The organism is Vibrio sp. HENC-03, from assembly GCF_000305755.2.
GTDB lineage: Bacteria > Pseudomonadota > Gammaproteobacteria > Enterobacterales > Vibrionaceae > Vibrio > Vibrio owensii.
On the sequence record NZ_JH976122.1, the window covers coordinates 345,056 to 360,187 of the forward strand.

Annotated in this window: 9 protein-coding genes; all 9 read left to right on the forward strand. The window is 39.2% G+C overall.

The window, feature by feature from the left end; all coding sequences use genetic code 11:
- Window positions 1–150: 150 nt before the first annotated feature.
- The 9 genes from VCHENC03_RS13580 (at window position 151) to VCHENC03_RS27805 (ending at window position 15,065) form a co-directional block, all read left to right on the forward strand.
- Window positions 151–672 (forward strand): hypothetical protein, encoded by a 522-nt coding sequence (locus tag VCHENC03_RS13580; RefSeq protein WP_009705917.1) that lies wholly within the window; start codon window positions 151–153, stop codon window positions 670–672.
- Between the two features lie 73 nt (window positions 673–745).
- Entirely contained in the window at window positions 746–1,273 is a 528-nt protein-coding gene (locus tag VCHENC03_RS13575) for a hypothetical protein (RefSeq protein WP_009705918.1), read from the forward strand.
- Entirely contained in the window at window positions 1,270–4,050 is a 2,781-nt protein-coding gene (locus VCHENC03_RS13570; RefSeq protein WP_009705919.1) for a TcfC E-set like domain-containing protein, read from the forward strand. Before VCHENC03_RS13575 ends, VCHENC03_RS13570 begins: the two co-directional genes overlap by 4 nt.
- Window positions 4,051–4,058: 8 nt before the next feature.
- Window positions 4,059–4,781 (forward strand): hypothetical protein, encoded by a 723-nt coding sequence (locus VCHENC03_RS13565; RefSeq protein WP_009705920.1) that lies wholly within the window; start codon window positions 4,059–4,061, stop codon window positions 4,779–4,781.
- Window positions 4,782–4,783: 2 nt separating this feature from the next.
- Window positions 4,784–5,827 (forward strand): hypothetical protein, encoded by a 1,044-nt coding sequence (locus VCHENC03_RS13560; protein ID WP_009705921.1) that lies wholly within the window; start codon window positions 4,784–4,786, stop codon window positions 5,825–5,827.
- Between the two features lies 1 nt (window position 5,828).
- Window positions 5,829–6,578 carry an outer membrane beta-barrel protein gene (locus tag VCHENC03_RS13555; protein WP_009705922.1) on the forward strand — a complete coding sequence of 250 codons (750 nt, stop codon included), beginning with the start codon at window positions 5,829–5,831 and terminating at the stop codon, window positions 6,576–6,578.
- Between the two features lie 217 nt (window positions 6,579–6,795).
- Window positions 6,796–9,351, forward strand: a complete 2,556-nt coding sequence (locus tag VCHENC03_RS27795; protein WP_009705923.1) for an Ig-like domain-containing protein — start codon at window positions 6,796–6,798, stop codon at window positions 9,349–9,351.
- Between the two features lie 303 nt (window positions 9,352–9,654).
- Complete coding sequence (locus VCHENC03_RS27800; RefSeq protein ID WP_009705924.1) at window positions 9,655–12,204, forward strand: Ig-like domain-containing protein; 2,550 nt, start codon at window positions 9,655–9,657, stop codon at window positions 12,202–12,204.
- Between the two features lie 272 nt (window positions 12,205–12,476).
- On the forward strand, window positions 12,477–15,065 hold the full coding sequence (locus VCHENC03_RS27805; protein WP_009705925.1) for a bacterial Ig-like domain family protein: 2,589 nt from the start codon (window positions 12,477–12,479) through the stop codon (window positions 15,063–15,065).
- The last annotated feature ends 67 nt before the right edge of the window (window positions 15,066–15,132 follow it).

The window sequence follows — 15,132 nt, forward strand, 5'->3', positions numbered from 1 at the left end:
TGTATTTTTATTAGGTGTTGAAAATGCTCAATATTTTCTTTGGGCTAATTTGCACAATACAAACATCTGGTCGACAGGGTTTAAGATACCTTTGTGTATCTGTTGATTCAGAGTCACTTAATATTTTTTTAATTTCTTAAGGAAAGAAAAATGAACAACTTTAAAAAAGCAGCACTAGCATCTTTGGTTTTCGCAGGTATGACAATTGGTTCAGCACAAGCTGCGGATCCGACAGCAACTTTAACTTGGACTGGTATTGTTCCAGATTCTAATGCTGGCGATACACTACTAATTACAGGTCAAGGTGGCTCTCTGGAAATCCAAAACGGTACAATTACTGCGCAAGCTGATGGTACATTTACCTCAAGTTCTATTGTTGTAGAAGCTCGTACAAATACATCTGGTGATGCTGCCAACCCAGTAGTCGGTGACCTAGCGGACGCGACTTGGTCTGTACAAAACCCAACAATCACTTATGGCGGTACGTTTGACCCTACACTTAACGAAAATCTAATTGTTTTTGCTGATGGCGTTCAGGTGACGGATAACTCGGATATTCTTGGTGCTCAAGCGAGTACTGTATCTCTGGCTGTTGGTAACGATACACCAGTTGCCGATGTCGAAGGTGGTGCTGTACAAGCTTCTATCACAGTAGTTGCGTCAACAATCTAATAATCATTAATTAATGGTTTAATTTGGGGCTTGCTGTTTGGCAAGCCCTATTAATTTTAAGCTAGTGAACGATATGAAAAACAAAGCAGCAATGTTACTTGGATTAGCATTCATTAGCGTGAACGCTTATTCAATACAACTCAATCTATTATTAAAAACAGATATTAATGTAAATAACCTTTATACCGAATCTATTACGGATATCGAGTTTTCACCCGCGGTATTAGATGTTGAAGTCAACTACTCGGAAAATCCATATGGTTTTGAAACAGCATCAACAACAATGAAAGTAAATACCACAATTCCAAAAGAAGTTGTGGGTGCTTCTTTTGTTACTACGATGACAAAAAATACATCAACTTGTACTTTATACACAGGTGATAGAATAACGCCCACTGATTTAGTGAAAGTTTTATTCGATGGTGACCCTATGATTGTAAATATCGGGGTTGCAAATGATTATAACTCCGATGATGGTGAATTTAAAACAAGCTTACATGATTTAGAACTTGAGTTTTCATCGTTTTCAGACGTTGGAATAAATGGCTATCCAGAGAAATGTAATGGCGAAATTGAAATTTCAGTTGGGGCTAATATATGAGAAACACCGTTAAATATGCGATTTTCCCTTTGATTGCTACTTTGCAGTTTTATCCAGGGTCAAGCGTTTTCGCAGCATTTATTCCTGAAGGGTTTGAGGATGCCTTTCAGTTGAAAGAAGCTACGTTTAAGTTTAGGAACTTAGATGGGTCTTTTTCTGAACCTATTGAGGTGCTTAGTTCATTTGATACCCTAAAAATAGCAGAAAGCAATAGCGAAAGTATTTCGCGATTCCGAGCATACCTGGAAGGTAACAAAATAGATGAAGCTTTTCGTGATGCAATAATTCAAGAGTTAATTGTTGGTATAAAAGATAATGCTCAATGCTTGGGAAAAATAGAAAGTTGTGAGATTTATCCTGATACTTTTGAAATCGTACAGAACTATAACGAGCAAGAAGCTTATTTGTTTGTTTCTCCTAGAATTATTGAGCTTTCAAATCGTCCGGATGCAACGCTATATCACGATGCTAAGAGTGTAAGTAATGGGCTGATAAACTCATTTGACCTTTATTTAAGTGCCTACGAAAACTCCGACTCAGTAGTTTCGTTAAATGACGAGATTACTTTAGGGCTCCCTTATGGCTACTTTAGAAGTGATTTTAATGTAACTAATAGTGATAGTGGATCTGAACTTTACGAAGCCGCATACCACCTTGATATTGAAGCTTATGCATTGAAAGTCGGGCATTTCGAATACGATCCAGATGTCAACTCGACAGATTATTTGAATAATACTGCTCGAATGGCTCAGAACTCAATAACGTTTGCCTCTTCGGAAAAGCTGTTGGTAGGCGGGGAAAGTAGCGCAAAAGTGCTGAGCTTTTATGTTCCTTCAACTGGTTTTGTAAAAGTGTTCCGTGATGATCGTATTATTTATCAGGCAAACGTTGCAGCAGGCCAACAGTCTATATCATATACGGAATTACCCTCTGGTCGTTATGAGGCTCGAGTCGAAGTATCTGTAAATGGACAAGTTGTTAATACTCAACTGTTCCAAGTATATAATAGTTTAAACGATACACTGACCGAAGGCAGTATTGATTACATTGCTAGTGCAGGGCTTTTAGCTGAGAGTTTATTTGATTATAAAGATACTAACGTAGAACCAATTGATAATGACGCGTTTGGCAAAGCGCTCATGAATTATCAAGTAACACCGAATTTACAACTCGGCGGTGGAGTCTTAGTAACAGACAGTAGTTCGATGTTTAGCGTAGGAGGCAACTATGCTCTGCTGAGCACGAACCTGATGCTTGAAGGTGTGCACAGCGAGTTTGATGTCGCATCGCATACCAATGTGAACTTGGGAGTAAAGTACTTCAATATTTCCTACGAGAAACTTGATAATAAGAACGGAGATCCTCTTGCAACGCATATGTATGGTTATTCTGACTATTCACGCTGGTCATTGAATTCTTACTACAATCTTGGGCAAGGTCGTTCTATTTACGCAATTTATACTCGTAACGAAGAAAATATCCTGTCTATGAATAATAGTTTTGCAGATATTGAACGTGAAGACAATTTGATCTCTGTTGGCTATACGACTCCAACTATTCTTGATTCAACTTTGAATGTTAACTTTGATTACTCCGATTTTGATGACGACAAGTCCATAAGTTTACTTTGGAGTGTACCGTTATCTGATTCAATGGATGCAGCAATAAGTACACTTAGTGACACTGATGATGGGTTGGAGCAATTTAGAACTTCTGTAAGAAGTAACGACTTTATTGATTCAGATATGTTTAATACCTCGTTTGAAGTAGCTAATACATATAGCCGAGATGAAGAAGATATGTATCAAGATGCGACGTTTACGCTAGATGGTTCAACGGATTATGCAAGACTAAATGCACTTGCCTATGCCTCGACTAGAGACAGCAATCAAGGAGGAAATGCTAGTATTTCGAGCTCACAAATTGTTACTTCGAAAGGCATACATGTCACTAAAGACCGCTCTTTGGCATATGCTCTAGTTGACATTGAAGATGTACGTTCAACAAGTGAAACAAATGACGCAACACTAGAGAGAGGTTATGTCACTATCGATAAAGATGGCAAATCGAGCAGTAAATTCATTGTTTACGAAAATGAACGTATCGTTCCATTGCGCAGCTACCATGAATATGACGCAAACTTCGACGCAGAAAGTGTAAATCTCTACAACTCTGGAGAAAGTAATAAAACAGTATACTCACACCCAGGAACAGTGTCTTACTTGTCTCCCAAAGTGAGTCGTGTCGTATCATTTGTCACTTCGTTTAGTGATATATCTGATGAGCCTATTACAGAAGTGATGTGCAGTGGTGAAGGATGTCTCGAGGTAAACGAAATGACAGATGGTGTTTATCGAGTAACGGTGTTGGAAGGGTTGAACTTCGAACTGTCGTCAAATCAGAATCAGTGTCTACTACCCTATGAATTTTCGTCAACCAGTCAATTGAACTTTGGTCAGAACTACTGCTTGCCAATCGCAGATAACGAAGAAGTGCAGCAGATTGAGATGGATGATGAAATCTTAAGCGCGATTTTCTTGGGTGCGTACGAATATTCTATACAGCTGGAAGGCTCGCTTGAAAAACTTCGTTCTTTAGGTTATCGGGTTATTCAAAAAGAGGTGGGGAAGTATAAAGCTCTTTATATTGCGCACGATACATCAAACATGATTGAAATGTTGTCTAGCCATAAGAAGGAAATAGAAGAAATCAAACTACTGGCGAAACGTTCGTTTAAAGCAAACTCAATCAGCTACTCAGTAGCGCAGATTAACTGAGGCCAATTATGAAAATCAAAAATATTTCTATATCACTATTGAGCTTGGCATTTGGCTTTTGCTCTATGCAGTCTTACGCGTTTCAAGTTGACAAAATGGTGATTATTAGTGATGAGCGGGGCAATGGGATCTTGACTTTGACCAACGACGAAAGTGACCCACTTTTTGTTGAAACAGTGGTTGAAGAAATAAAAATTAAAGATGGTACTGATATTCTAAAGGATAAATATACTCGAGAAAATTTGAATGACTGGAAGATTTCATTAACTCATCAACGACTTGTACTTAAAACTGGAGAAGAGAAGGACATTGGTATTCGTAGTTTGTGCCACAATACTTCATGTGATAATTCGAAAGACTTGATGTTTTCTCTAACATTTATTCCAAGTAAGTATCGTGAAGAAAATGAAGAAGTTTCAGGTGTAGAAATAAATTATGGTTTTGCTCCTGTTTATGTAATCCCTACAACAGAACCTGTATTTGATTATGATATTATTAATAAGGGTGATGAGTTGGAGGTTATAAATAATAGCAATACCATGATTCAATTATATCTGAACAGTTGTACGACAGAAGTTACCAGTCAATGTAGACAACGGCTTACTGTCTTAGCCGGTAGACATAAATCGTTCAATTTAGTCGATACTATCCAGAGTGACAATCTGAGTGTAACGATTAACTCTCACGATAAGAGTTATTCGACTAAACAAGTGGTCAGACGGAGTAATTAATTATGCATAAAGTGCTTTTTTCTTTATTTGCTTTTGGAGCATTACTTCTTACTCCTCCTGTTTATAGTGCTTTTTACATCAATGGTGATGTAAAAGTGGATGGTATTACTTGGGATAATGTGACTTATGGTAAAGGAGATACCATGGTTCCAAGTAAGTGGGGCGTACCTCCAGCTTTGCGTTCGGTAAATTCATGGTCAGCGGGCTCTTTGCCTGCTGCAGCAGCAAACTCCATCACCTTAAGAGGTGGAATGAATGGAGAAACAACGATTCCGATCCCTATTTCTATTACAGGAGTTCAGTACAACACTACTGGAATTGATTTTGTTGAAGACACTAATAGTTTAGGGGGAGGGTGTTTAACAGACGAAGTTACACCGCCAATAGTTAGTGTAACCGGGATCGGTTGCATTTCTTCAACCAAGCTATCTGTTGCCGTTCCAACTTCTCCTTTTATATTATTTAGACCTATGTTCAATATTAATGAAACAGATGTTGTCGCCGCACTAAAAGGTAAAGCTGAAGGGGTTTACAGTGCGTCGGTTCCGATTACTGTTCGTTATTACTATGAAAATACCAGCGGCATATCAACGTTCCGAAATATTAGTGATGTCGTGATTTTTAGTTTCAATTATGAGCCAGTAGAAATCGCCGATGTTGTAATCCTTGAAGGTAATGGTGTCATGGAGCCAAACTATGATGTCACCGACCGTACAGTTTCAGCGCAGACCGTTTATAGGCTAGAAGCTCAAGGATATTTCAATAACGGTATCGTCTTGAATATGTTAGATCGAGATTATAATTTGGTTAGTAGCAGCTCAAATAGTATTACTATTCCTTACAGTGTGATGTGTGATAAATGTAGCACCAGTGAGCTTGTTACCGAAGGGCGCTTAATAAAACAAGAATCATATATAGGTGAGGGGAGTGGAATACAGACTAATCTACCTTTTAATCTCACATTCAAGTATGACGTAGAAGGAACCCCCTTAGTCTCTGGTAGTTACACAGATTCTGTGACGATTATAGTGTCGCCGAGGATATAACATGAAATATTATTATTTAATCGCATTAACTATGGTGCTGCCATCGACGGTAGTTGCGGAAAATACTGAGATAATATCACCTTATTATCTTAAGGGTGGCGTAAACAGTTCGTTTTTAGATGACAATAAAAAAGAAAGTGAAGCATTTGGCTATGAGGCAATGTTTGGGTATCACTTTAAAAATGACATTTTCCTTGAAGCCGGTTATCAAAACTTCAATTTAGGTCGAGATGATGACTTAGATCTAGACGCACTTTCGTTTCGAGCTAACTGGTTAATGCCTGTTAGTGATTATGCTGCAATCTACGCAGGACCTGGGTTCTCTTACGTTGATAGTGAAGTTAGTCCAACAGCGCAATTAGGCTTGCAATATGAATTAACAAAGAATTGGTTTGCAGATGTCAGTTACCAAGGCATTTTTGATATCAATGACCTTGAAGATGATTTGTACTCGTTCAATTTATCTTTTTTGTATCGTTTTCCTTCATCCAAAATTTATGTGGAAGAAGAGAGTATCATCATGGAGCCGGAAGTTGAAGAGCCGATTGAGGTTATTCCTGAACCAGAAGTATGTAGCGTAGAGAGTGAGCCTTATATACTAGTGGAAGGCGACTACTTAATTAAGATTGCAAATGCACAAAATATCACTCTAAAAGACCTTTTAGAAATTAATTCTCAATTAGAGGGAAGGGACATCAACTTAGTATATCCAGGAGAAATTATTAACTACCCGATTGTAGTATGTAAATGATTTTTTACTAATGATAACGAGTTATTTTTGGCACTGCTTTCTGGTAGTGCCTTTGTTTACCCATCTACCATCTTAAACTTTTTATATGTTTAAATAAACAAATATAACCTGCCCTATGACTCGGCACTTTTTTTACGAATCAAGATAAAGTGCTCTATTTCTTGTTGTGTCTAATATTTATTATATTAGAATTCAATAAATAATAGGAATAATTCATATGCACCAAAACCTTTACAAAAGGACGTACCGATATACAGCTTTAGCAGTTGCAATAACTCTCGCGGGTTGTCATGGGGATGGTGATAAAAGCACGAATAGTGGTTCACCAGAGTACATGATTCCTGCGTCAATCAGTGCTCAGAATGCTAACTTTATTACGGACTACCGAGACAGTTACTTAGTAGATCTCTCTGACAAAGTGTCTGTCGGCGGTGGTAGAAGTTTCAAGTTGCTAGACGTTACCGCGCTAAGTAATGCAGCAGAATGCCAACCATTAGAAATCATGGCGAAAAATTTTACAGTAGCAGCGCAAAGTACAAAAGTGTGCGATTACCAATACAAAGTGGTAGTTACTGATGATCCAGTTGTAACGACGAGTTCTCGATCTAGTGTATTTTCTTCTGCGAGTTTAAGTGATGTATCTACAGATACTGCAATTACTCGAGTGGCAGTAATGAGCGCAATCCCAGCGTCGTCCACAGAAGTCGCTTTGCCAGCAGTAAGTGCTGTTGCATTTGAAGAACAAACACTTGAAGTTGATATAAGATATTTATTGGAATCTCAGACCGGAATTGAGGTTACAACCGATTTTACTTTGAGCGAAGAACTATCACTTCCTTATACTCCTGGCTTTAGTTCAGCAGATGCTGACCCTTTAACAAATACTATCACCTATACACCATTCAGCGGCTTTGAAGGTATAGAACGCATTCTATTCAGTTATATCAATAACGACACAGGTGAGGTTCTTCTAGGGACACTTGATATTGCGGTAACAATTGAAGCTAACCAAGGCCTATCTGTCAAAGATAATATCGTATACGGTCAAGTAGCAGTCAATGAAAAAGTGGAAATCAGCGTTGTAGACTATGTTGATTCTTTTGATGGAGATGACTATCAATTAGTCTATGTCGAATCTTTTAATGCTGCGACTGAACCTCGTGACGCAGAAGACTTGTCGAATAAAGATTTTTATTTCGAAACCTCACAACTTGGTAATCATTATATTTCTTTTGCTGTAACCGACAATAACGGAGCATATGGACTTGGATTAATGGAAGTCTCAGTTTTTGATCCATACAATCGGACTCCTTGGGGAGGGATTGAATCTCAAAGTCTTTGGTTTTCAGGCCCGTTAAGTACATCTGACGCTATACTCGAATCAGTGGAGTACAGCGAAGTAAAAGTTGACAGTTTTTATGACCCTGCTGTAAATCTGGCTTTGTTCGATACTAGCTCAGCTCAGAGTTATTGTGGAACAAGGGGGCGTATGCCTACCTCTTCTGAGCTGGTAGCGCTAAGTAGTGAAGATGTGCAAGCTAACCATAATTGGCCTGTTTCAGCTGGGTATTTTGCAGATGATAACGGCGTGATTAAAGTTGTTGACTTAGCTACCGGTGATTTACAGAGTTATGTAGAAGGAAATTATTTAGCTACTTGTGTTGAAGGCGGATTGACGTCAGAATCACTAGAAGATCCAGTGATCGCAAATAACATCGAACAAGCACAAATAACATTCCAGTTAAAAGGCGAAAACAATGCTCCTGTCGAGGGGGCTGGACTATACTTTACAAACACTGGTGAAGCAGCTCTGGAAGCAAGCTCCGCTGTCACTGATACCAATGGTATTGCTATTGCAACACTGAAAAGTACCAAAGCAGAAAATGTTTCGATATGCGCAGAAATTGGTATTCAGAATTCTTGTACTTCTGTCACTTTTATTGCGGATCCAGCAACAGCGATGGTCAGAGAGGTAGAGGTTAGCGATATAAGTAATTGGCAATCGGGCCAAGCCTATACTTTTAATGCTTTAGTAACCGACGCATATGACAACCCTGTTCCGAATGTTGATGTTTTGTCTAATGTTACACGCGACGATTTTAATCTAAGTGTGTCTCCAAGCAGAGATAATGCTGTCACGAATACTTTAGGTATTGCTAGTTTTTTTGTATCAAATAATGAAAACAATGCTATTGATGTAACTGAGCATACAATGTCACACACCAATACTAGCGGTGAAACTTCTGAGCACGTTGCAGTAGGCAACTGGGGAATGTGGCAATGGACTATCCCACATGCGGTTGAGTTCACTAAAAGTAGGACCAACTTACCAACGGATCAACTTTGCAAAAGCGAGTTTGGAGAAGAATGGTCTCTGATGTCTGCAAAAATGACAGACGATTGGCTTGCATTTATCGACACACAATCTTCGGTGGGAGGAAAGTGGGATCCGATAACATATAGTGTTGATAATTATATTACTGAGAGAAATTATGTTACATTTATCTCACAAGATTATATTGATGATTTTTCTTATGATGGCCAATCTGTATATTTTTATACTGAAAGTGGTAGTGAAACTCTAGGTGATTTTCTAGCCCTCACATATTCACCGCAAGGAAGAGGTTTTTTTCTTTATGGCTCGGCAGAAGGAATTCCAAGAGCGGTTATCGACGTTCAGGCGAGTTATGTTCAATCCGGAGCACGAAGAGGTGTAATCGCTAATCACGGATTAGATACGGACTTAGCTCTAGCTTGTGTGAAACCTTTATAATGCTTCCATAAAGTCAATGACTTTTCCTGTTATTTACAGTTTTAGTTTAAATGCTCGATGAATTTTATCGGGCATTTTTATTTTGTCCTCTCTTTATTTAAGAGTTTCAACAAGACAGCCATCATTTCCTTAGTCTTTATATTTTTCCATTTCTTTCTGCTTAGTTAAACTTTTTAAAGGTATAAGAATAACCTCGTTGGACGTATTTGGCATCTCCTGTATGAGTTAAGGAAAAGTGCTCTATTTCTTGCTGTTGCGGATATTTATAATTACAAAGATATAACAAATATAGGACTAATTTATATGCACCACAACCTTTACAAAGGGACGTATCCATATGCAGTTTTAGCAGCCGCGATAGCTCTTGCTGGCTGTAATGGGGAAGGTGACAAAAACAGCGATAGTGGTTCACCGGAATACATGGTTCCTGCGTCAATCAGTGCACAGAATGCTAATTTTATAACTGACTACAAAGACGAATACGAAGTGGACTTTTCCGATAAAGTGTCTGTTGAAGGGGGAAAAGGTTTCACCTTAGTGGAGGTCAAGCCGCTTAGTAATGCATCAGAGTGCCAACCATTAGAAGTCATGGCGCAAAGTTTTACAATTGCCGCGCTTGCTGTGAAATCGTGTGATTATGAATATAAAGTAGCGGTTACCGATGTAGCGAATGCAGTTGCGCCTGCAAGCTTGACCGGGGCTCCTACAGATATTGCAATTACTCGAGTAGCAGTTATGAGTGAGATGCCAGTGTCGTCGTCAGAAGTTACTCTACCAGCAGTAAGTGCTGTTGCATTTGAAGAGCAAATGCTTGAAGTTGATATCAGAGACTTACTCCTTTTCCAGGCTGGGTTTATGGTTCCTTTTGATTTTACATTGAGTGAAGAGTTGTCATTACCCTATGACTCTGGCTTTGGTACTGCAAAGTCTGATCCCTTAAGAAACATAATTACTTACACCCCTTCTAGTGGCTTTGAAGGTATAGAGCGTATCCTATTTAGTTACATAAATAACAACACAGGTGAGATTCTATTAGGGACGCTTGATATCGCGGTAAGTAATGCAAACGAAGGTTTGTTAGTCAAAGATCGCAACGTACACGCTCAAGTACAAACCAATCAAAAAGTAACAATCGATGTTTCACCATATGTAACCCCTCCAATCGACGGGGATGATTATCAGTTAGTACACGTGGACTCTTTTAACGCATCGACAGAGCCTTTTGATCCAGATGATTTTTCCAATAAAAGGTTTACCTTTGAAACTTCACAAGTTGGTATTCACTATGTTTCTTTTGCTGTATCTGACAGAAATGGAGCATATGGACTTGGATTAGTGGAAATTCCTGCTTTTGATCCTAACACCTCGAGTAAATGGGGAGATATAGAGTATCAAGGGCTATGGTTTACGGGGCCGTTAACGACTAGCGAAGCTGTCACCGAATCTGTTGAGTACAGTGAAGCACGAGCTGACGACTTTTATACGCCGGCTGTAAGTCTCGCTTTATTAGATTTTAAGTCAGCTAAAAATTATTGTGGAACAAAGGGGCGTTTGCCAACCTCATCTGAGTTGATTGCATTGAGCAGTGAGGATGTGCAAGCTAACCATAACTGGCCTGTTTCAGTAAAGTATTTGGCTGAAGATAACGATGTTATAAAGGTAGTAGACTTGGCGAACGCTGATAGTCAAGACCACGTAGATGGCAATTATTTAGCAACCTGCGTTGAAGGCGGGTTAACGGTACAGGCACCTTTGGAAGATATAATAGCTAATGGTAACAGCACTCAATTGACATTCAATCTCATAGCACAAGATGAAGAACCTTCTGTTGGTGAAACCATAATGTTTGAAACCGATAGTGAACATGCTTCATTTATTGATAGCTCAGCAGTTACAGATCAAAATGGTAACGCCATAGCACTTTTATCAAGTACTAAAGCTGAGGATGTTAATGTTTGTGGATCTATAGGATTGTTAAGGTCTTGTGTCTCTGTTTCGTTTGTTGGTGACCCCGCTACAGCTCAGGTTACAGCTGCAAGTATGAATACTAGTGGCTGGACTCCGGGAAACTTATCCTCTTATCCAGTTCTGACTCAAGTTCGTGATGCTTTTGACAATCCTGTAGCTAATGTTGTCGTTGAATATGAAGTTGTAGAAGATACCAACGATCAGTCTTTATCAATGATTCCTTCTAGTATCACTGATGAAAATGGTGAGTCTCAAACTCAAGTAGTTAACTCTGAGTCATATCTTTCTGATTTCTCGAATATTCTAGTTAAGCATCAAAATACGAGTAATCAAGTTTCGCAAACAAACGTTGAAGCAACATGGGGAACGTGGCAATGGGAAACCCCTTTACGAGTAAAAGTACTCGATGTAATTACATCTGATGAAATCAGTCAAGATTGTCAGGTCGCATTCGGCGATAAATGGAGATTACCAACATACGAAGAAGGGACAGAATATAAAGAAAATAACCCAACTATTGCGACAGATCCAATTCGTTTTGCGATGCTTGGAAAAGATATAAGTGGCAGGATCATCGAATCTGAGAATGGAAATCGATGGGAGTTTCCTAAAGCAACGCTTGGTATTGGGGGGGGCGATAGACTTGTGTTCGGTAGCAGTGTTTCTCATTTAGCCAATCACGAAGATACAGCGATGGGAGTTGCAACTGGTGAGAGCTATGAGCTAGGTGATTACGTGCTGACAACCGCAAATGGGTTGAAAAGATATGAATATACATGGAGAAATGTTGACTGGGTTTCTGATGTTACTGGTTTGTTAAACAGCACCAGTTGGCCAGAAATGTCAAATGCAACAACATTATGTGTTTATCCCCTTAACCAATAGTTCCTGTATATTATTTGCACTTTGATCCCCAAGATTAAGCTTGGGGATTCTTCAGCAATGTAACTAGTTGAGATTATCTTTAGGCTAATGATTTAGTGAAAACAAGAATTAGCAGACAACAACAAAACTCATTTCTACTATCCCCTTAGAACCAAGTGTAAACCTAGTCCCTTTTCTATTAGGCACTTTACTAACAGATGAAAACAAAGAGCCCTATTTCTTGGCGTGTTCGATATTTAGCATTTTGTGGTCAAAGAAAGTAGGGACGATATATGCTCAAAAGCCGTGATAACCAAAACCGTGATAATAGAAAGCATCCGTATGCTCTAATCGCAGCGATAGCACTGGCAGGTTGTAATGGTGAAGGTGACAAGAAGACAGATAATGGTTCACCGGATTACATGGTTCCTGCGTCAATCAGTGCACAGAATGCTACTTTTATAACTGACTACCAAGACAGTTATGTCGTGGATCTTTCCGATAAAGTGTCTGTTGATGGAGGTAAAAGTTTCACATTGCTAGAGGTTACCTCGCTTAACAATGTATCAGAATGCCAACCTTTAGAAACCATGACGCATAGTTTTACGATTGCCGCGCGTAACGCTAAGTCATGTGATTATGAATATAAAGTGGCAGTTACCAATGCTTCTGTAAAATCTGCAAGCATTGTACGTGACGCACTTGCACCAATAGGTTTAATGGGGGCGCCAACAGATGTTGCAATTACCCGTGTTGCAGTAATGAGCGAGATGCCCGTATCGTCTTTAGAAGTCACTTTACCTGCGGTAAGCGCTGTTACATTTGAAGAGCAACTAGTTGAAGTTGATATAAGAGATTTGCTGTTAGCCCAAGCCGGGATTATGGTTCCTTTTAACTTTACATTGAGCGAAGAACTTTCACTACCCTATAACCCCGGCTATAGTACAGCAGAGGCTGATCCACTAAGAAATACAATCATTTACACCCCGTTTAGTGGTTTTGAAGGCATTGAGCGTATTCTATTTAGTTACAAAAATGATGATACCGGAGAGGTTCTTTTAGGGACTCTTGATATAGCGGTAACTACCGAGGCTAATGACGGGTTGTTCGTTGAAGACGACATCATCTATAGTAAAGTCTTTACTAATCAAATAGTGACTATTGATATTGCTCCCTATATAACTTCATACGATGGGGATGACTATCAGTTAATACATGTAGATTCATTTAATGCAGCGACAGAGCCCTTCGACCCAGATGATTTATCTAACAAACAATTTACGTTTGAAACTTCACAGGTTGGTAATCACTATGTTTCTTTTGCGGTTACAGACAATAATGGGGCGTATGCTTTAGGTTTGATGGAAGTTCCTGTTACTACCCCTGATGGTCTTCTATGGGATGATGTTTATATCAATAATACGTGGTACACAAAGCCTCTAACTACTTCTCAAGCTACCGGGGATAGCTTACTTTACTCTTCTTTTGTTAGTGATAGTTCATATAACCCCACAGTGGACATAGCATTAAGTTCATTGGAGCAAGCTGTGAGTTATTGTGGAACTAAAGGTCAACTGCCTTTGAGAGAGCAAATGACAACTTTGTTCGAGAAAGGTTTAAAAGACAGCTACAATTGGCCAACTACAGGATCATATTGGCTTAATGATAACGGTGTGTACAAAGTAATGGACATGGAAACTGGAGTTGTTAATACAGCCTCGTCTGAGGGGAATTATATAACCAGCTGTATCATTAATGATTTTACAGTTAGCAAAGCAGAAGAAGAAACGGTTGCGAATGGCATATCTAAATCTGTTGTATCTTTTAAGCTTGTTTCTGGCCCTATGGGACAGCCTGTAGAAGGTGAAAGTATTGCTGTTACAGTTGAATCCGCGAGTGGGAATGCGATCGCTGATAACACTTCGTTAGTGACAGGGAGTGAAGGGAATGCCTCCCTAACAGTTTCTAGCATCACATCAGAAACAGTTGAAGTATGTGGTTCTACTCCTTCAAAGGTTGAAAATGCCTGTACTTACATTTGGTTTGTTGCGGACAAAGCAACAGCGAAAATAACCGATGTAGAATCAAATATTGCGGGCTGGGAAGTAGGTAACGAAAAACAATATCCGGTTTATATTACGGTCAGTGATGCGAATGGAAACCCGGTTAAGGACGCTATTGTAAATGTTGAGGTCATAGAGGATGATTTTGATAATGCATTAGTATTTCCGTTTGGAGGGTCAGCAAAGACTAATGAATCTGGTCTGGCAGAATTGTTTATGCGGAATGATGAAACGAATGCATATGATAGAAGCTATATTCGATTATCTCATGTAAATACTGATTTCATCTTGTCTGAAGAGTTTAAAGTGATCAACTGGGGAGGATGGCAATGGCAAACTCCACTTGAGGTCAAGCTATCTCCGAGGAATGACAGGACGAGAGAATGTTCTGAATTGATGGGAAGTGATGAGTGGCGATATCTGACGGATGCGGAAGTGAGTGAATATTTAGACGCAGTGCAAAATGGAGGGCTAGACTTTTCTTATGGTGAAATGAAAGGCACATACAGCCCAATTTCCTTAGCGATTGTTGAAAAATCACAGTCATCAGAAGGGGTTCATGCTCGCTCTTATGCTGGTGGGGCATTCGAAAATGTTTTCACAATCCGACCTATTTTTGAAAACGGTTCGTTTATTGAGTATGTCCGTCTAACCATAAACCAAGAAGAATGGCTCGCCGAGAAAGGTGAAAGAGTAGGTGGTGTGGGTAATGCATATCGAAACGTCACAGAGATGTCTACGAGTTCAGTAGGTACCAATAGGATGCCAAAAACAGCTGCAGCTAATATATCAGAAACTATATGTGTTAGGCCTTTATAAACACATACTGAAATCACAAACAAAAATGGCTTGGGTATACCAAGCCATTTTTGTTGCAGTTAATAAT